The sequence below is a fragment of the Klebsiella sp. BDA134-6 genome (genome assembly GCF_015601345.1).
Classification (GTDB): domain Bacteria; phylum Pseudomonadota; class Gammaproteobacteria; order Enterobacterales; family Enterobacteriaceae; genus Klebsiella; species Klebsiella grimontii.
In genome coordinates, this window is record NZ_CP064784.1 from 4,867,396 (window position 1) to 4,885,211 (window position 17,816).

At 57.2% G+C, this 17,816-nt stretch carries 16 protein-coding genes; 8 read left to right on the forward strand and 8 right to left on the reverse strand.

Translation table 11 applies throughout. The annotated features are described in order from the left end of the window. Positions 1 to 54 precede the first annotated feature (54 nt). Together IYV58_RS22460 and IYV58_RS22465 are read left to right on the forward strand one after the other, a co-directional pair. On the forward strand, positions 55 to 273 hold the full coding sequence (locus IYV58_RS22460; RefSeq protein ID WP_004105255.1) for a YgdI/YgdR family lipoprotein: 219 nt from the start codon (positions 55 to 57) through the stop codon (positions 271 to 273). Positions 274 to 509: 236 nt separating this feature from the next. Further along, complete coding sequence (locus IYV58_RS22465) at positions 510 to 1,550, forward strand: NADP(H)-dependent aldo-keto reductase (protein WP_142473976.1); 1,041 nt, start codon at positions 510 to 512, stop codon at positions 1,548 to 1,550. Between the two features lie 134 nt (positions 1,551 to 1,684). Here IYV58_RS22465 and lplT read toward each other — a convergent pair whose 3' ends face one another. Both lplT and aas read right to left on the reverse strand, forming a co-directional pair. After that, entirely contained in the window at positions 1,685 to 2,878 is a 1,194-nt protein-coding gene (gene lplT, locus IYV58_RS22470) for a lysophospholipid transporter LplT (RefSeq protein ID WP_195729268.1), read from the reverse strand. Next, positions 2,871 to 5,030: a bifunctional acyl-ACP--phospholipid O-acyltransferase/long-chain-fatty-acid--ACP ligase gene (gene aas / locus IYV58_RS22475; protein ID WP_004124609.1), complete on the reverse strand. Its 2,160-nt coding sequence runs from the start codon at positions 5,028 to 5,030 to the stop codon at positions 2,871 to 2,873. The genes lplT and aas overlap by 8 nt, the downstream gene beginning before the upstream one ends. Before the next feature lie 622 nt (positions 5,031 to 5,652). On the opposite strand from aas, the gene galR reads away from it, so the two are divergent. After that, a complete protein-coding gene (galR, locus tag IYV58_RS22480; RefSeq protein ID WP_004853879.1) occupies positions 5,653 to 6,669 on the forward strand; it encodes an HTH-type transcriptional regulator GalR in 1,017 nt (338 codons plus the stop codon). On the opposite strand, the gene IYV58_RS22485 is transcribed toward galR, so the two are convergent. From IYV58_RS22485 to IYV58_RS22500, 4 genes are all read right to left on the reverse strand, one after another. Continuing rightward, the gene (locus IYV58_RS22485; protein WP_142445216.1) at positions 6,630 to 7,109 is read right to left on the reverse strand and encodes a GNAT family N-acetyltransferase; all 480 of its coding nucleotides are present in this window, start codon (positions 7,107 to 7,109) and stop codon (positions 6,630 to 6,632) included. The two genes, galR and IYV58_RS22485, sit on opposite strands and share 40 nt — an antisense overlap. After that, on the reverse strand, positions 7,106 to 7,879 hold the full coding sequence (locus IYV58_RS22490; protein ID WP_004105268.1) for a GntR family transcriptional regulator: 774 nt from the start codon (positions 7,877 to 7,879) through the stop codon (positions 7,106 to 7,108). Before IYV58_RS22490 ends, IYV58_RS22485 begins: the two co-directional genes overlap by 4 nt. Before the next feature lie 68 nt (positions 7,880 to 7,947). Then, on the reverse strand, positions 7,948 to 9,375 hold the full coding sequence (locus IYV58_RS22495) for a glycoside hydrolase family 1 protein (protein ID WP_004124618.1): 1,428 nt from the start codon (positions 9,373 to 9,375) through the stop codon (positions 7,948 to 7,950). A gap of 7 nt (positions 9,376 to 9,382) precedes the next feature. Beyond that, positions 9,383 to 10,720, reverse strand: coding sequence for a PTS sugar transporter subunit IIC (locus IYV58_RS22500; protein WP_004124622.1), 1,338 nt, complete (start codon positions 10,718 to 10,720; stop codon positions 9,383 to 9,385). 304 nt (positions 10,721 to 11,024) lie between these two features. Between IYV58_RS22500 and IYV58_RS22505 the strand changes: the two genes are divergently transcribed. Next, complete coding sequence (locus IYV58_RS22505) at positions 11,025 to 12,026, forward strand: LacI family DNA-binding transcriptional regulator (RefSeq protein ID WP_162626078.1); 1,002 nt, start codon at positions 11,025 to 11,027, stop codon at positions 12,024 to 12,026. Between the two features lie 39 nt (positions 12,027 to 12,065). On the opposite strand, the gene lysA is transcribed toward IYV58_RS22505, so the two are convergent. Next, entirely contained in the window at positions 12,066 to 13,328 is a 1,263-nt protein-coding gene (gene lysA, locus IYV58_RS22510) for a diaminopimelate decarboxylase (protein WP_112166516.1), read from the reverse strand. A 135-nt stretch (positions 13,329 to 13,463) separates the two neighbouring features. Here lysA and IYV58_RS22515 point away from each other — a divergent pair, with 135 nt between their 5' ends. Further along, positions 13,464 to 14,390: a LysR family transcriptional regulator gene (locus IYV58_RS22515; protein WP_142471585.1), complete on the forward strand. Its 927-nt coding sequence runs from the start codon at positions 13,464 to 13,466 to the stop codon at positions 14,388 to 14,390. Here IYV58_RS22515 and IYV58_RS22520 read toward each other — a convergent pair. Beyond that, the gene (locus tag IYV58_RS22520) at positions 14,377 to 15,069 is read right to left on the reverse strand and encodes an aspartate/glutamate racemase (protein ID WP_195729712.1); all 693 of its coding nucleotides are present in this window, start codon (positions 15,067 to 15,069) and stop codon (positions 14,377 to 14,379) included. The two genes, IYV58_RS22515 and IYV58_RS22520, sit on opposite strands and share 14 nt — an antisense overlap. A gap of 135 nt (positions 15,070 to 15,204) precedes the next feature. Between IYV58_RS22520 and IYV58_RS22525 the strand changes: the two genes are divergently transcribed. The 3 genes from IYV58_RS22525 (at position 15,205) to IYV58_RS22535 (ending at position 17,807) form a co-directional block, all read left to right on the forward strand. After that, entirely contained in the window at positions 15,205 to 15,531 is a 327-nt protein-coding gene (locus IYV58_RS22525; RefSeq protein WP_004124635.1) for a cupin domain-containing protein, read from the forward strand. A gap of 490 nt (positions 15,532 to 16,021) precedes the next feature. Further along, positions 16,022 to 16,912 (forward strand): carbohydrate ABC transporter permease, encoded by an 891-nt coding sequence (locus IYV58_RS22530; protein WP_004115132.1) that lies wholly within the window; start codon positions 16,022 to 16,024, stop codon positions 16,910 to 16,912. Then, a complete protein-coding gene (locus tag IYV58_RS22535; protein WP_004124639.1) occupies positions 16,905 to 17,807 on the forward strand; it encodes a carbohydrate ABC transporter permease in 903 nt (300 codons plus the stop codon). Before IYV58_RS22530 ends, IYV58_RS22535 begins: the two co-directional genes overlap by 8 nt. Positions 17,808 to 17,816: the final 9 nt, after the last annotated feature.

The window sequence follows — 17,816 nt, forward strand, 5'->3', positions numbered from 1 at the left end:
AATCAGGCTATTAATATACTGGTACGAGGTGCGGCTATAATAGGGGTGATAACGATGAAAAAATGGGCAGTATTGATTTCCGCCGTAGGACTGGCGTTCTCGGTTTCCGGTTGCAGCAGCGATTACGTCATGGCAACCAAAGATGGACGCATGATTCTGACCGATGGTAAGCCCGCCATAGATGACGATACCGGCCTTATCAGCTACGAAGATCAGCAGGGTAATAAAATGCAGATCAATCGTGACGACGTTTCGCAGATTATTAAACGTTAAGACCCGCCGCCGGGCAGCGATGTCTCATTTATCGCCGGGTTGAGCAGCTTTCATTATTCTTCAGATTTAAGAAAAGAGTCGGGACAAACCGGATCTGCCCGCCAGCATTAAGCGGGCCGGAGCGCGTCAACCCGGCTTTTTTGATTTTTTACTTCCCCTTTTTCTCCCCCTCTGCCATTTTTATATTCCTTTGTCGGGTAATGCCTGACCTTGTTGATAAAAAAAGGAAGCCGGCTATGCAGTATCACCGTATCCCACACAGTTCTCTTGAGATCAGCACGCTGGGGCTGGGCACAATGACGTTTGGTGAGCAGAATAGCGAGGCAGACGCGCACGAACAGCTCGATTACGCGGTGAGTCAGGGCATTAACCTGATTGATGTCGCGGAAATGTATCCCGTCCCGCCGCGCCCGGAAACCCAGGGCCTGACGGAAACCTACGTCGGCAACTGGCTGGCGAAGCGCGGCAATCGCGAAAAGCTGGTTGTCGCCTCTAAAGTCAGCGGCCCCGCCCGCAATAACGACAGCAGCATTCGTCCTGACCACAAGCTGGATCGCAAAAACATCCGCGATGCGCTGCACGATAGCCTGAAGCGTCTGCAGACCGATTATCTCGACCTCTATCAGGTACACTGGCCTCAGCGCCCGACCAACTGTTTCGGCAAGCTGGGCTACACCTGGGCCGATTCCGCGCCGGTCGTCACCCTGCTGGATACGCTGGACGCGCTGGCCGAATTCCAGCGCGCAGGTAAGATTCGCTATATTGGCGTCTCCAACGAAACGGCGTTTGGCGTAATGCGCTATCTCCACCTGGCGGATAAGCACGATCTGCCGCGCATCGTGACGATTCAGAACCCGTACAGCCTGGTGAACCGCAGCTATGAAGTGGGCCTGGCGGAAGTCAGTCAGTATGAGGGCGTGGAGCTGCTGGCCTATTCCTGCCTGGCGTTCGGTACGCTGACCGGGAAATACCTCAACGGCGCGAAACCGGCTGGCGCGCGCAACACGCTGTTCAGCCGTTTTACGCGCTACAGCGGCGAGCAAACGCAAAAAGCGGTGGCGGCCTATGTCGATGTCGCCAGGCGGCACAACCTTGATCCGGCGCAGATGGCGCTGGCCTTCGTGCGTCGTCAGCCTTTTGTCGCCAGCACCCTGCTCGGCGCGACGACCATGGAGCAGCTTAAGACCAACGTCGAAAGCCTCCATCTGGAGCTAAGCGCAGAGGTTTTAGCCGAGATTGAAGCGGTGCATCAGGTTTATACCTACCCGGCACCGTAAGGCCGTAAAAGCTCCCGGAGGCGATGCTACGCATCTGTCCGGGCTACAAATTCGTGCGGTTTGTAGCCCGGACAGGCGCGACGCGCCGCCTCCGGGAAAATACGTATACGGTCAGCGAAGCGCCACCAGAGAGACTATCTGCGTCGTCCCCAAATCCACAGGGCAGTAATCGCCAGCGCGAACACCACGCCAAAGCCAATCCCTACGCCCACGACAGGAATACCGATGCTCACCGCCAGCGAATAGAGGCCCAGCATCAGCAGCATCGCCACGTTTTCGCCGAGGTTCTGCACCGCGATAGCGTTACCCGCGCCAACCGTATGTTTGCCGCGCTCCTGAAGCAGCGCGTTCAGCGGCACGATAAAGAAGCCCCCGAACGCCCCGAGCAGCAGCAGCAGAGCAAACGCCGGCAGCAGCGCCTGTTGGATGGCGAAAAAGATAACCGCCACGCCAATCAATATCCCGGCAGGCATACAGCGCGACACCGTTTCCAGCGTCACCAGCTTCGCCGCCGCGCCGGCCCCCAGTACGATCCCCACCGCCACCATCGCGTTAAGGTAGGTTGGCATGGCGTTGCTGGTAATGCCCAGCGCCACCGGGACCCACAGCACCAGCAGGAAGCGAAGCGTCACGCCCGCCCCCCAGAACAGGCTGGTGCCGACTAACGAAAAGCGGGTCTCACCGTTGCGCCATAGCGTCGTACAGGCGCTGAAGAAGCTGTGGGTCATCGGCCTGAAGCGCCACGACTGTCCGGGGCGAGCCGCCGGCAGCTTCGGGATCCACAGGTTGGCAACGACCGCCCCGGCATACACCATCGCGCAGACGCTGAGCGCCGCCACAACGTGCCAGTCGGCGAGAATACCGCCCGCCATCGAGCCGAGCAGGATTGCCGCAATGGTCGATGACTCCATCAGGCCATTCGCTTTCACTAACTTATCGCCGGCGGTCAGCTCGCCGAGGATGCCGTATTTAGCCGGAGAATAGGCGGCGGCGCCGATGCCCACCAGCGTATAGCCAATAAACGGATTCACGCCGAAGCAGATACAGCCTGCGCCTACCAGCTTCAGGCCGTTCGCCACCATCATCACCCGCCCTTTGGCAAAGCTATCGGCAAACTGTCCGACAAACGGCGCGAAGAGAATGTAAGCGCCCACAAACAACATCTGTAATACCGGTTGGCTCCACTCCGGGTAGAACAGCTGCTTCATCAGCGCCAGGGTGGCGAACAACAGCGCGTTATCGCCAAATGCCGAAAGAAACTGGGCGCAGATAACCGCCATCATCCCTTTCGAATACAGCGACGTGTTAGTGTGTACTGACTCACTCATCCGAATCTTCCGCCTGTTCAACCATGCCTTTAAGGGTGACAAAGTCCGGCTTGCCGCTGCCCAGTACCGGGAGCTGCTTCAGCCAGCGAATGTCGCGCGGTACCGCCAGCTCCGGTACGCCGTGTTCACGGGCATAGCGCAGCAGTTTTTCACGATTCAGTTCATTATCGGTAGTAAACAGCACCAGCGCCTCGCCTTTGCTGGCGTCCTGTTTAATCGCCGTAGCGTGCATTTTGTCCGGCGAAACCGCCAGCGCCACCTGTTCGACCATCTCCAGCGACACCATCTCACCGGCGATTTTGGCAAAGCGCTTCGCGCGGCCCTGAATCCGCACGTAGCCCTGCTCGTCAAAGCTGACGATATCCCCGGTGTCGTACCAGCCAGCCTCGATGACGCCATGCTGATTTTCCGCCGCTGGCGCTTCCAGTACCCCAGGATTTTCCACCCGCAGATAGCCGTTCATAATGTTTGGCCCTTTAAGCTGCAAACGGCCCCCCTCTTCAATTCCCGGCATCGCCAGCAGACGCGCGTCCATCCCCGGCAGAATGCGGCCAACGGTGCCCACTTTCGCCGCCATCGGCACGTTGATCGAGACTACCGGCGCGCATTCGGTGACGCCGTAGCCTTCAAGAATGCGCAGGCCAAACTTGTCCTGCCAGATCTGCTTCGTGCTCTCCTGCAGCTTCTCCGCCCCGGCGACAACGTAGCGCAGGCGGTAAAAATCATACGGATTCGCGAAGCGGGCGTAGTTGCCAAGGAAGGTGGAGGTGCCGAACAGCACGGTACAGTTGCGGTCGTACACCAGCTCCGGCACCACGCGATAATGCAGAGGGCTGGGATAGAGGAACACTTCCGCGCCGGTAAACAGCGGAGTCAGAAGGCCGACCGTCAGGCCAAAGGAGTGAAACAGAGGCAGCGCCGACATAAAGCGATCGCTCGCGGTAAAGTCGGCAATGGTTTTAATTTGTTCGACGTTGGCCAGCAGGCTTTTATGGCTATGCACCACCCCTTTCGGGTTGCCTTCCGAGCCGGAGGTAAAGAGGATCATCGCCGCGTCTTCCGGCTGCTGCTTAACCTGAGCCAGCTTCGGCATCATCAGGTGAGCAAAAATCCACAGCTTATCGCCGGCGGTGACGTCGCCTTTTAAATCTTCGAGGAACACCCAGCGCACCTGAGTCAGCTGCTCCGGCAGGTGCCAGAGTTTGCCTTTTTCGAGGAAGGTGCGTGAGGTGAACACGGTTTTGATTTCCGCGGCAGTAATGGCGCTGCTCAGGCCTTTGACTCCGGCGGTATAGTTCATCATCGCCGGGACCCGGCCGCGGGCGATCGCGCCGAAAATCACCGCCGCGCTTATTCCGGCGTTCGGCAGCATCAGGCCGATTTTTTCGCCCTGGGCGCTGTATTTTTCCAGAATGCGCGCCACGAAGAGGGTTTTGGTCAGCAGCTTACGGTAGGTGTCCGGCTGAAAATTGATATCTTCCACGCAGTTTTTGCGCGCGCCGAAGCGGTACTGGGCCGCCAGCAGCGACTCATACAGCGTTTCGCGCGGGCGCACCGCCATCCGCGCTTCCATCATGATCTGATGCAGCATTTCACCGGCAATTTTACGCCGCTCGCGGGCGCGAGGCGCATCGGGCATCGGCAGATGCGTCGGCGGCAGCAGGTGCAGCTGAATGCGCGGGAACAGACGGCGTTTGACCAGCCCTTTCAGGCGGCTAAAGGGGGTTAATTCAGCGCCTTCGATTCTCAGCGGCACGATGGTCGCCTGCGACTTCGCCGCCACAAAGGCGGCGCCGTCGTAAATTTTCATCAGCGAACCGCTCACCGTGATCCGCCCTTCCGGGAAAATCACCACCGGGCGCCCCTGCTCAATCAGGCGGACCAGATGTTTTATCGACATCGGTTTGGTCGGGTCCAGCGGCACAAAATCAATAATCGGCTTTAGCGCGCGCATAAACCAGCGATCGCTGATTGAGGAATAGACCGCAAACACCGGGCGCACCGGCAGGAAAAGCGCCAGCAGTACGCCGTCAATAAATGAGACATGGTTTGGCGTAATCAGCACCTTTTGCTGATACAGCGCCTGCGGGTCACCGGTTAACTTGACCCGGTACAATCCTTTGAAAAGCAGTCTAAAAAATCCCAAAAGCATAACAACTCCGTTTGACCGGTTAATCAGTCAAAGCAGGTTACATGAGAAGGGGCGGAAAATGCACCAGGAGGAGCGGAATTCAGGACAAAAAAAACCTGCGCATCCGCGCAGGTCGGTGCAAGATAATCAGTACGAAAAGCGTACTTAAAAAACTCACCAATCAATACCTCTGGGATCCTGATTGTCTCGTTTTTCCCGCCGCCGCCGCCAGCCATAAAACGCAAAGGAATGAGCCTAAGTGCAACCAGTTATTACTTTTTTCGCGAACTGTAACAATGGCCAACGGCGGGCAAAAAAAAACCTGCGCATCTGCGCAGGCTGGTGTAATTAAGTGGTCAACCTGAAGTTGACTCCACCTATCAATACCTCTGGGATAGCCAGAATATCAATGCAATGAATGGGTAAACCAGCGAACATTCGCAACAGCCAATCGCAAAGTGTAAGCAAAGGTGTGAATTGTCGTTTTCCGGAATCATTCTCCGCTCGCCTGTGGGTAACTATTTCACCAGCAACGCTAATCTGCGTCACAATTGCATGAACCCAAAAGTAGCAACCCTTGAATCTGCCGCGCTTTCCCGTAACATAAACGTTATGTAAACGCTTACCCTAAAAAAGGCCTGGTATGGCGACTATTAAGGATGTAGCCCGGCTCGCAGGAGTTTCCGTCGCTACCGTCTCCCGCGTTATCAACAATTCCCCGAAAGCCAGCGAAGCGTCGCGCCAGTCGGTAGGCGCCGCGATGGAAACGCTAAATTATCACCCCAACGCCAACGCCCGCGCGCTGGCGCAGCAGTCAACGGAAACCGTCGGCCTGGTGGTGGGCGATGTCTCCGACCCCTTCTTCGGCGCGATGGTGAAAGCCGTCGAGCAGGTCGCCTACAATACCGGCAATTTTTTGCTGATCGGTAACGGCTATCACAATCTCCATAAAGAGCGCCAGGCGATTGAACAACTGATTCGCCACCGCTGCGCCGCGCTGGTGGTCCACGCCAAAATGATCCCCGATGACGAACTGGCCTCGCTGATGAAGCAAATTCCCGGCATGGTGCTAATTAACCGCATCCTCCCCGGCTTCGAGCAGCGCTGCGTTGCGCTGGATGACCGCTACGGCGCATGGCTCGCGACCCGCCACCTGATCCAGCAGGGCCACACCCGCATCGGCTATCTCTGCTCAAACCACGCTATTTCCGATGCCGAAGACCGCCTGCAGGGCTACTACGCGGCGTTAAAAGAGAGCGATCTGCCGTGCAACGATCGCCTGGTGACTTTTGCCGAACCCGATGAGAGCGGTGGAGAACAGGCCATAACCGAGCTGCTGGGTCGCGGCAGGAACTTCAGCGCCGTAGCCTGCTATAACGACTCAATGGCCGCCGGTGCTATGGGCGTATTAAACGATAACGGGATTGATGTGCCGCGCGAGATTTCGCTGATTGGCTTTGATGACGTGCTGATTTCGCGCTACGTGCGCCCGCGTTTGACCACCGTACGCTATCCGATTGTCACCATGGCGACGCAGGCCGCGGAGCTGGCGTTAGCGCTGGCGGAACATCGCCCGCCGCCGGAGATTACCCACCTTTTCAGCCCCACGCTGGTCCGCCGTCACTCGGTGATTGCGCCTCTCGATAGCGATAAATCGTAGCGGTATAAACTGACGGCGGCGGCCGGATAATCCAGGCCTTCGCCGATATACTGCCAGCCGAAACGTTCATAAAAATCGCGGCAGGCGGAGTAGAGAAACAGCTCGCTATAGCCCTGCGTTCGGGCATAGCCAATCACGTGCTGCTGTAGTTTCCCCGCCAGCCCGCGCCCGCGCGACTCAGGAGCCACGTAGAGCGCCGCCATCCACGGATAAAGGTCCTGACGGCTGATTAAATCGCAGCGCCACAGGCCGACGGTGCCCAGCAGCGTCTCCCCTTCAGCGGCAATAAAGGTCATCGGCAGCGCCCCCGGCGTCTGGCTATGCCCGACAATGCTGGCGAAGAACGCCTGCGGCAGCGTTTCACCGCCAAAAGCCTGCCATAGCCATCCCGTCACCCGTGAAGCGTGCTGCGGCGCGGCGTGCAGGGGCTGAATGATCACACCAGCTTCCCCTGAAAAATGGGCACCGATTCAAACAGATAGCCGTCAAAGTCCGGCGCGTCTTCATCGGAGAGCTCCAGCAGGCTGTTTTTGACGTTTTCAAGATGCTGCCACATTGCCTGCCAGGCCCCCATCACATCGCGTCGGCGCAGGGCGGCGAGGAGCGTTTGCCGGTCGCCGAGCCACTTCAGCCGGTACGCCCGGCTGGCGATATGCACGTTGAACTGCTGCCACAGCGGGCTGCTGTCCATCTGCAGCCAGATGCGCTCGACCGTCGCCAGCAGCATCTGATTTTGCGTCGCCCCGGCCAGCACCAGGTGAAACAGCCGGGCGTTATCCTGGCTGGTATCGTTGGCGGCAATAGCCCGCTGCTCCTGCTCGATAATACGCTTCAGGTTATCGATATCGGCGCGGGTCGCCATTTTGGCGGCAAAGGCGGCGATATTGCTCTCCAGCAGCTGGCGGGCCTGCAGGATTTCGAACGGCCCGACGTCGCTGCTCAGCATCTGCTCTTCCTCACTATCGTCCTCGTGCGGGATGCGCATGACGTACACCCCGGAGCCCTGGCGAATATCGACCGTCCCCTGCAGCTCCAGCATCAGCAGCGCTTCGCGCACTATGGTCCGGCTCACGCCGTAGGTCTCGGCGATATTGCGTTCCGGCGGCAGGCGCGACCCGATGGGGTAGCGCCCCTGCGCAATCTGTGCGCGTAAATCATCACCTATTTCCTGGTAGGGTTTCTTTTCCGGCGGAATGATAGCCTTCTCCACAATATCACCTGTGCGTTATGAACCTGCGAGTCAATATCGGCCGCTATCTTAGCAAAATTTCCGCCCGCCTAGCGCCACTCATCGTCAATATCCAGCGTCAATTCGCGACTCTCGCCTAGCTTACGGAACCAGCTGGCGGAAGCCTTGGGCCGCCGGGCACGATTATTTTGTAAATCGATTTCAATCAGCCCGTAGCGATTTTTAAACGCGTTCATCGGCGAAACGTTGTCGGTAAAGGCCCACAGCATGTAGCCGTGACAGTTGGCCCCCGCTTCCCTCGCGCGCAGCGTTTGCCACAGATGCTCGCTGATAAAACGGATCCGGTAGTCGTCGGCGATAGCGCCTTCGCGATTGCGAAACTGCCCTTCGTTTTCCACGCCCATGCCGCTTTCCGCCACAAACCACGGAATATTGCGATAGTCCTGCTTGATCCGCATCGCCATATCAAAAATGATTTGCGGATAAATTTCCCAGCCGCGAGAGCTATTCATCCGCCGCCCCGGTAGCTCAAAGGGCTCATAATAGTAAGCCGGGTGGAACGGCGTCTGCGGATGCCAGGCGCGCGAGGGAGCTTTGACGCGATGCGGGTAGTAAAGGTTAATTCCCAGCTCATCGACGGTGTTTTCGCGGATAAGCGCCAGCTCTTCCGCGTCATAATCCCAGGAGACGTGGTGCTGTTCGAGCAGGGTCAACAGCTCGGGCGGGTAGATGCCGTGTACCAGCGGATCGAGGAAAACCCGGTTATAAAACAGATCGTAGCGTTCGGCGGCGCGCACGTCGTGCGGCGCGTTTGAACGCGGGTAGGTGACCTCCGGGTTAAGAATGCAGCCGACCGTGCCGCGATAGCCTTTCTCGCGAAACAGCCGGACCACTTTTGCCGTCGCCAGCACCTTGTGGTGATTCCACTGCATCCAGGTGCCGGTGTTCTGCTCGTAAGGCCAGCGCAGCGCGTCCAGATAAACGCGGGTCTGCACCACGATCGGTTCATTGAAGGTAAACCAGCGCGTCACTTTGTGGTGATAACGGGCGAACACTTTCTCCGCGTACTGCACAAACAGCTCAACCACCTTTTTCGACGCCCAGCCGCCGTACTGCTCCAGCAAATGGCCGGGAAGTTCATAATGCTCAAGGCAGATCATCGGCTCGATGCCGTTGGCCAGCAGTTCATCGAAGAGCTGGTCGTAGTACGCCGCATAGTCTTCATCGACCGTGACGTTTTCATAGTCGGTGAGAAAGCGCGACCAGTTAATCGACGTGCGGTAGTGGGTCAGCCCCGCCAGCTTCATCAACTGCACGTCTTCGCGAAAGCGGTTGATAAAATCGGTCGCCACCGCCGGGCCGTAGCCGTTATGCCAGACGTGGCGGTCGTTTTTGTACCACAGATCCGGCCAGGAGTCCTGGCCCTCTTTTTTGCCGCTCCAGCCCTCGGTTTGCCACGCCGAAGCGGCGGCGCCGAGGATAAAGTCGTGGGGGATCGCCATCCTTACTGTCGTCATCGTGTCCTCATATCTGTTGGCTAGTGGGGGTATTTTCCGCCTGGCGCTGTGCGTTTTCCGCGCGACGGGAGGCAATTTTGACGAACGGCAGATAGATCAGCACCGCGGTCAGGATACAGATAAGCTGGGTCACCACCGCGCCCATCGAACCTGCAGTGGAGAGCCAGGCGTTGATCAGCGGCGGCGTGGTCCACGGCACCATCACTACCGCTTTACCGGCAAAACCGGCGGCGGTCGCGAAGTAGCCGATGCTGCCGGTCACCAGCGGCGTGATGATAAAGGGGATCGCGAGGATCGGGTTGAGCATGATCGGCATGCCGAAAATCACCGGTTCGTTGATGTTGAACAGGCCCGGCCCAATCGACAGCTTAGCGATCTCTTTCATCTCTTTGCGTTTGGTGGCGATCATCACCGCGATCAGCAGGCCAATCGTCAGCCCCGATCCGCCGATGCTCATATAAACATCCCAGAAAGGCATGGTAATGATATTCGGCACCTCTTTGCCCTGCTCAAAGGCGCTCATATTGACGGTGATCGCTCCCAGCAGCAGCGGTTCGCGGATCGGTTTGATCATCTGGTTGCCGTGGATACCGATAACCCAGAACAGCTGCGCGACAAACATCAGCAGCAGGATCCCCGGCAGGCTTTGCACCACGCGTTCCAGCGGCTGCTGCACCACCTGATAGACCGCGTCATACAGGTACATGCCGGTGGCCTGATGAAAAATAAAGCCAAAGGTGGCGATCGCCGTGGTGGTGATAATGGCCGGGATCAGCGCGGAAAATGACGCCGAGACGTTGGGCGGCACGGTATCCGGCATCTTGATCTTCAGCCCCTTGCGACCCTCCAGCCAGCAGTAGATCTCCACCGACAGAATGGCGATAAACATGCCGAGGAACAGGCTGCGGGTATCGGAAAACTGGCGCAGCAGCACATCTTTCACTTCATGCATTTGGCCGTCGACCATCATCTCGACGGTGGTCGGCGTGACGCAGATAAAGCAGATCACCGCCAGCAGACCGGGGAACAGGCTCTTGATGCCGTTAATCCGCCCCAACTCGATGCCGATAAGAAAGACCGCGCCAATATTGAGAAAGTTAAGGGTCGCATAATTGATGGCGCTGGTAATCGGTTTGAGCGCCGCCAGAAATGAGAGCGACTGAAAGCTGGCGAGTCCGTTTTTCGGATCCAGCACCATATTGGAAATCAGCACCGAAAAGGCGCCAACGATGATCACCGGCATCAGGGTAATAAAAGCGGATTTTATCGCCATGATGTAGCGGTAGCTGTTGAATTTCGTGGCGAAACTCCCCAGTGAGTCGATCAGTTTGTCCTGCAATGCCATAGAGGATACCTCAGGTTTAAGGGCTTATAGCGCACCAGGTGTACAGCCAAACACCTATTGGCATACCAAAAAATAGCGACTGGTGAAAATAAGTTCTGTGATTAAGCTCTCAACGCGCTCATTGGTATTCCAGAATGGCGATAATTGGCATACCGCATTGGCGGTTTTATTTTCCACTCGATCAATTCCTGTAAAAGCGTGATCGCGATGGTTTTTTTGCCGCGCCATGAGGCCATATCCCCCTGAATGTCTGTGATAAACTGCGGGTTACCACGTGATATCAGGAATCGGATGAATGGCTACAATGCTGGATGTCTCAATTCGCGCAGGCGTCTCTAAAGCGACGGTTTCCCGCGTGTTGAACGGCACGGGTCAGGTAAAAGAGAGCACCCGCCAACAGGTTTTTAAGGCGATGGAAGAGCTGGGCTATCGGCCTAACTTTCTCGCCCGCTCGCTGGCGAACCGCACAAGCAACAGCATCGGCCTGGTGGTTTCCACCTTTGATGGCTTCTATTTTGGCCGCCTGCTGCAGCAGGCCTCCCGCCAGACGGAAGCCTGGGGCAAACAGCTAATCGTCACCGACGGCCACGATGCGCCAGAGCGTGAAGAAGAGGCGGTGCAGATGCTGGCCGATCGCCAGTGCGACGCCATCGTGCTCTACACCCGCCATATGAGCGAAAAGAAGATCATGTCGCTGATTGAGTCCATCGCCATGCCGCTGGTGGTGATTAACCGCGATGTTAGCCAGGCGCGGGAACGTTGCGTGTTCTTTGAACAGCAGGATGCGGCGTTCCAGGCGGTGGAGTACCTGATTACCCAGGGCCATCGCGATATTGCCTGTTTGACCGTGCCGATGCACACGCCGACGGGCAAAGCCCGCCTGGAAGGGTATCGTAACGCGCTGAAAAAGCACGGCATCAAGTGGGATCCGGCGAAGGTGAAATACGGTGACTCCACCATGAGCCGCGGCTATGAGCTGTGCTGCGAGCTGCTGGAAGAGAAGACGCCCTTTAGCGCGCTGTTTTCCTGTAACGATGATATGGCGCTGGGCGCGTCGAAAGCGCTGCATCAGGCAGGGCTGCGGATCCCGCAGGATATTTCGCTGTTTGGTTTTGATGACGCGCCGAGCGCCAAATGGCTGGAGCCAGGGCTGTCGACGGTCTATTTGCCGATCGATAACATGATCACCACCGCTATCGATCAGGCCATCAAGCTGGCCAACGGTCAGCCGATCGAGACCATCCCGCCGTTTACCGGCACCCTGGTGCTGCGCGAATCGGTGACAATTGGGCCGTATTACCCATAATGAGCGGGCCCGATAAGCGAAGCGCCATCGGGCACCACCTTACAGCAGCTCAAGCGCCAGCAGCTCTTCAATGGTCTGGCGACGGCGGATCAGCCGCGCTTTGCCGTTGTCGAACAGCACCTCCGGCAGCAGCGGACGGCTGTTGTAGTTTGAAGACATCGACGCGCCGTAAGCGCCGGTATCGTGCAGCACCAGATAATCCCCCGGCGCCACCGCAGGCAGCAGGCGGGTTTCCACTTTCCCACCCTCCTGCTGGGTAAAGACATCGCCCGATTCGCACAGCGGCCCGGCCACCACGGTTTCAACCTCCGCCGCAGCGCGCAGATCGCGGCCGTCCGCGGCGAGAGCGGTAATATAGTGATAGCTGCCGTACATCGCCGGGCGCATCAAATCATTAAAGCCGGCGTCAATCAGCACGAAGTGGCGGCTGCCCATCTCCTTCACGCTGCGGACCTGAGAAACCAGCACCCCGGATTCCGCCACCAGGAAACGACCCGGCTCGATCTCAAGCTTCACCGGATGGCCCAGATGTTTAGCGATCTGCTCGCGCGCGGCGTTCCACAAGCCGAAGTAGTGATCGGTGTCGATCGCCTCTTCACCTTCGTGATAGGGGATCGACAGCCCGCCTCCGGCGGAGATCGCCTGCAGATCCTGACCGAATTCAACCACCTGGCGCACCATCGCGCCGCAAACCTGTTCCAGGTGGCCATAATCGACCCCAGAACCGATATGCATATGAATACCCACCAGCTGGAGCTGGTAACGGCGCATCACTTCCAGCGCCGCCGTTAAATGACTGTGCCAGATCCCGTGCTTGCTGTTCTCGCCGCCGGTATTGGTTTTTTGGCTATGGCCGTGGCCGAAGCCCGGGTTAACCCGCAGCCAGACGCGATGGCCAGGAGAAACTTCGCCCAGTTGGCTCAGCATATCAATTGAGCCGGCGTTGACCGGGATCTGCAGCTCTTTAACCCGCGCCAGCGTCGCGTCGTCGATCAGGTCAGCGGTAAAGACAACATCGTCCGGATGCTGATGCGGATCGTACCCTGCCGCCAGCGCGCGCTCGATCTCGCCCAGCGACACCGAATCGACCTTCACGCCCTGCTCGCGCATCAGGCGCAGAATGTGGATATTGGAGCAGGCCTTCTGCGCAAAACGCACCACGTCGAACTTGCTCAACTGGGCAATCTGGCGGCGGATAATCTGCGCGTCGTAAACCCAAACCGGGCAGCCGAACTCGGCGGGCAGACGCAGCAGGTTTTCTGCGCTCAGGTCGGTATCAGTGGCGTAAAGCGAGTGTGGCATAAAGAACTCCGGTGCTATGTGTGTGCGTTATCTCTGTTTTTTACGATTACGCCACAGCGCGTACGTAATAAAAAATATCGTTTTATTGCCAGTCTATGCAAAAATGATATGGCTTGCGCCACTTAAGGAACACCCATGCCCGCCGTCAACCTGCGCCATATTGAAATCTTCCATGCGGTGATGACCACCGGCAATCTGACCGAGGCCGCACGTATGCTGCATACCTCGCAGCCCACCGTTAGCCGCGAGCTGGCGCGTTTTGAAAAGGTGCTGGGGTTGACGCTGTTCTCCCGTACCCGCGGGCGCCTGCAGCCTACGGTTCAGGGATTACGTCTGTTTGAAGAGGTCCAACGCTCCTGGTATGGCCTGGACAGAATCGTCAGCGCCGCGGAAAGCCTGCGCGAATTCCGCCAGGGGGAGCTGTCGATAGCCTGTCTGCCGGTCTTCTCCCAATCGCTATTGCCGCTACTGCTGGCGCCGTTTTTAGCCCGTTACCCGGACGTCAGCCTGCAAATCGTCCCTCAGGAATCACCGCTGCTGGAGGAGTGGCTGTCGGCCCAGCGCCACGATCTGGGATTAACGGAAACCCTGCATACCCCCGCCGGAACCGAGCGTACGCCGCTACTGACCCTCAATGAAGTGTGCGTACTGCCGCAGAGCCATCCGCTGGCGGCAAAGCCGGCGCTGACGCCGGCGGATTTTCGCGGCGAAAACTACATTAGCCTGTCGCGCACCGATAGCTATCGCCAGCTGCTCGATGCCCTGTTTGTCGAACATCAGGTCAAACGGCGGATGGTGGTGGAGACGCACAGCGCCGCCTCCATCTGCGCGATGGTGCGGGCCGGGGTCGGCATTTCGGTGGTTAACCCGCTCACCGCCCTCGATTATGCCGGGAACGGCGTGGTGGTACGCCGCTTTAGCGTGGAAGTGCCTTTTACCGTTAGCCTGGTGCGCCCGCTGCACCGTCCCGGCTCCGCGCTGGTCGATGCCTTCGCCCGCCATCTGCAAGAGAGCATGCCGCGCATCCTGACGCCGCTCGAAGCAGTACTTACGACAGCATAAATTCCACCGCGTCCGCCGCATGGATCGCGGCCGTATCAAATACCGGCAGCGGGCTGCTCTCTTCCGGCACCAGCAGGCCGATTTCGGTACAGCCGAAAATCACCCCTTCCGCACCCTGCTCCGCCAGGAGCTCAATAACCTGAAGATAGTAGTCGCGCGAGTCTGCGCTAAAGGTTCCCAGGCACAGCTCGTCGAAGATGATCTGGTTGATACGTTCGCGATCTTCCGCCTCCGGAATCAGCGTGTCGATAGCGAACTGCTGCTGCAGGCGGCCGCGATAAAAATCCTGCTCCATGGTATAGCACGTCCCCAGCAGAGCCACGCGGCGCTGGTCCTTCGCGGTAATCGCCCGGCCGGTCGCATCGGCAATATGCAGGAACGGCACATCGCAGCGCGTTTCAATGGCCTGCGCGACTTTATGCATGGTGTTAGTGCACAGGACAATCCCCTCGGCGCCCGCCTGCTGTAGCCCGAGCGCCGCCCGGGCGAGGATCTCGCCCGCCCGATCCCAGTCGCCGGTGGACTGGCAGACTTCAATTTCGTGGAAATCTACGCTATGCAGCAGCAGGCTGGCAGAGTGCAGGCCGCCGAGGCGCGATTTAATACCTTCGTTAATAAGACGATAGTAAGGAATCGTCGATTCCCAGCTCATGCCGCCTAACAGACCAATTGTTTTCATCATCCCTCCGTGCGTGAAGTTTCAGTAAAACAAAGTTGTGATCGACTTTCCACTTCTCCAGGCGATCGTTTCCTTTTAGAAGATTATGCGATAGATTAAATGAAACATTGTTTCATTTAATTACAGGACCAGCGGATGTTTATTTTTCATAAAGAGACCACCCTTGAAGATCTGGGCAATGGCGTCACCCGCCGCATCCTTGCGCACGATGGCAAGATGATGGCGGTTGAAGTGAACTTCGAAGCGGGTGCTATCGGGCCGATGCATAATCACCCGCACGAGCAGCTCACCTATGTGCTCTCCGGCGAGTTTGAGTTCACCATCGGTGATGAAAAGCACGTGGTCAGCGCCGGCGATACGCTCTACAAGAAACCGAACATTATGCACGGCTGCGTGTGCCTGAAACCGGGCACGCTGCTGGATACCTTTACCCCCGTTCGTCAGGATTTTCTGCAAAAGTAATCTCTCCTCCCTGGGGCATGCCGCGCATGCCCACCATTTTCTGAACTTTTCCGCCAATAATAACTGTCATAATGTATGTCATGTCGCAATGATTAGCCGAGCAATTAATCCCACCTGAATCACCTCACTGCGCCTGTCTCTCATCCTTTTCTATGACCGCCCCCTGGCAAAATGCGCGCGCCAGCACCTTTTTGAAACATCGTTTCGACTTTGATCACATTTCCGCGATGAACCGAATGACTCCGTAATAAATAGCAATAAAATAAAATTAAAACGGCGTTTTACAAAATCAGAACGCTGGGTAAGACAAAATCAAAAAACATATGCTCTCCAGGGATGATAAGAGCGCAAAAGTTCTCAACAAACGCACAGTTAACAAGGAAGCATTTACCGCCGACATACCAGGAACGCATTAACTCTCCGGCGGCTACCGCGGGAGAGACAGTCAACCCGAATCCGTATTACAAACTCGCAAGCCAGGTAGGTATGTATGAATGAAAACAAAATGCTGGGATTGGCATGGATATCGCCCTATATCATAGGGTTGATAGTCTTTACCGCCTTTCCCTTTGTTTCATCTTTCTTCCTCAGTTTCACTGAGTACGATTTGATGAGCCCACCGGTGTTTAACGGCATCGAAAACTATCGCTACATGCTGACCGAAGATGGCCTCTTCTGGAAATCCATGGGCGTGACGTTCGCGTATGTCTTTTTAACCATCCCGTTAAAACTGGCTTTCGCTCTGGGGATCGCGTTTGTCCTCAACTTTAAGCTGCGCGGCATTGGTTTTTTCCGTACCGCCTACTATATCCCGTCCATTCTCGGTAGCTCGGTGGCGATTGCCGTATTGTGGCGCGCGCTGTTTGCTATCGACGGCCTGCTAAACAGCTTTATCGGCGTGCTCGGCTTCGATCCGGTCAACTGGCTCGGCGAGCCTTCGCTGGCGCTGATGTCCGTCACCCTGCTGCGCGTCTGGCAGTTCGGTTCGGCCATGGTTATCTTCCTCGCGGCGCTGCAGAACGTTCCGCAATCACAATATGAAGCGGCGATGATCGATGGCGCGTCAAAATGGCAGATGTTTATGAAGGTCACGGTGCCGCTGATCACGCCGGTGATTTTCTTCAACTTCATCATGCAGACCACCCAGGCGTTCCAGGAGTTTACCGGCCCGTACGTCATTACCGGCGGCGGCCCGACCTACTCCACCTATCTGTTCTCGCTCTACATCTACGACACCGCCTTTAAGTACTTCGATATGGGCTACGGCGCGGCGCTGGCGTGGGTGCTGTTCCTGGTGGTCGCGGTCTTTGCCGCCATCGCGTTTAAGTCTTCGAAATATTGGGTGTTCTACTCCGCCGATAAGGGAGGCAAAAATGGCTGATATCCAACACATCTCTGAAGCAAGGGACATCGCCGAACGTGAAGTCGCGCGGACGCTGCGTCGTGAAAAAATTAGCCGCTCGATTCGCTATGTGATCCTGCTGTTCGTCGGCCTGCTGATGCTCTACCCGCTGGTATGGATGTTCTCGGCGTCGTTCAAACCGAACCACGAGATCTTCACCACCCTGAGCCTGTGGCCTGCCCACGCGACCTGGGATGGCTTTATCAACGGCTGGAAAACCGGTACCGAGTACAACTTCGGTCACTACATGCTGAACACCTTCAAGTATGTGATCCCGAAAGTACTGCTGACCATTATCTCCTCCACCATCGTGGCCTACGGCTTTGCCCGCTTCGAAATCCCGTGGAAGAAATTCTGGTTCGCGACGCTGATCACCACCATGCTCCTGCCGAGCACCGTACTGCTGATTCCGCAGTACCTGATGTTCCGTGAAATGGGCATGCTGAACAGCTATCTGCCGCTGTACCTGCCGCTGGCTTTCGCCACCCAGGGGTTCTTTGTCTTCATGCTGATTCAGTTCCTGCGCGGCGTTCCGCGCGACATGGAAGAAGCGGCGCAGATCGACGGCTGCAACTCCATTCAGGTGCTGTGGTACGTGGTGGTGCCGATTCTGAAACCGGCGATTATCTCGGTGGCGTTGTTCCAGTTCATGTGGTCCATGAACGACTTTATCGGTCCGCTGATTTACGTCTACAGCGTGGATAAATATCCGATCGCGCTGGCGCTGAAAATGTCCATCGACGTCACGGAAGGCGCTCCGTGGAACGAAATTCTGGCAATGGCGAGCATCTCCATTCTGCCGTCCATCATCGTGTTCTTCCTGGCACAACGCTACTTCGTACAGGGCGTTACCAGCAGCGGAATTAAAGGTTAAGAGGGAAAT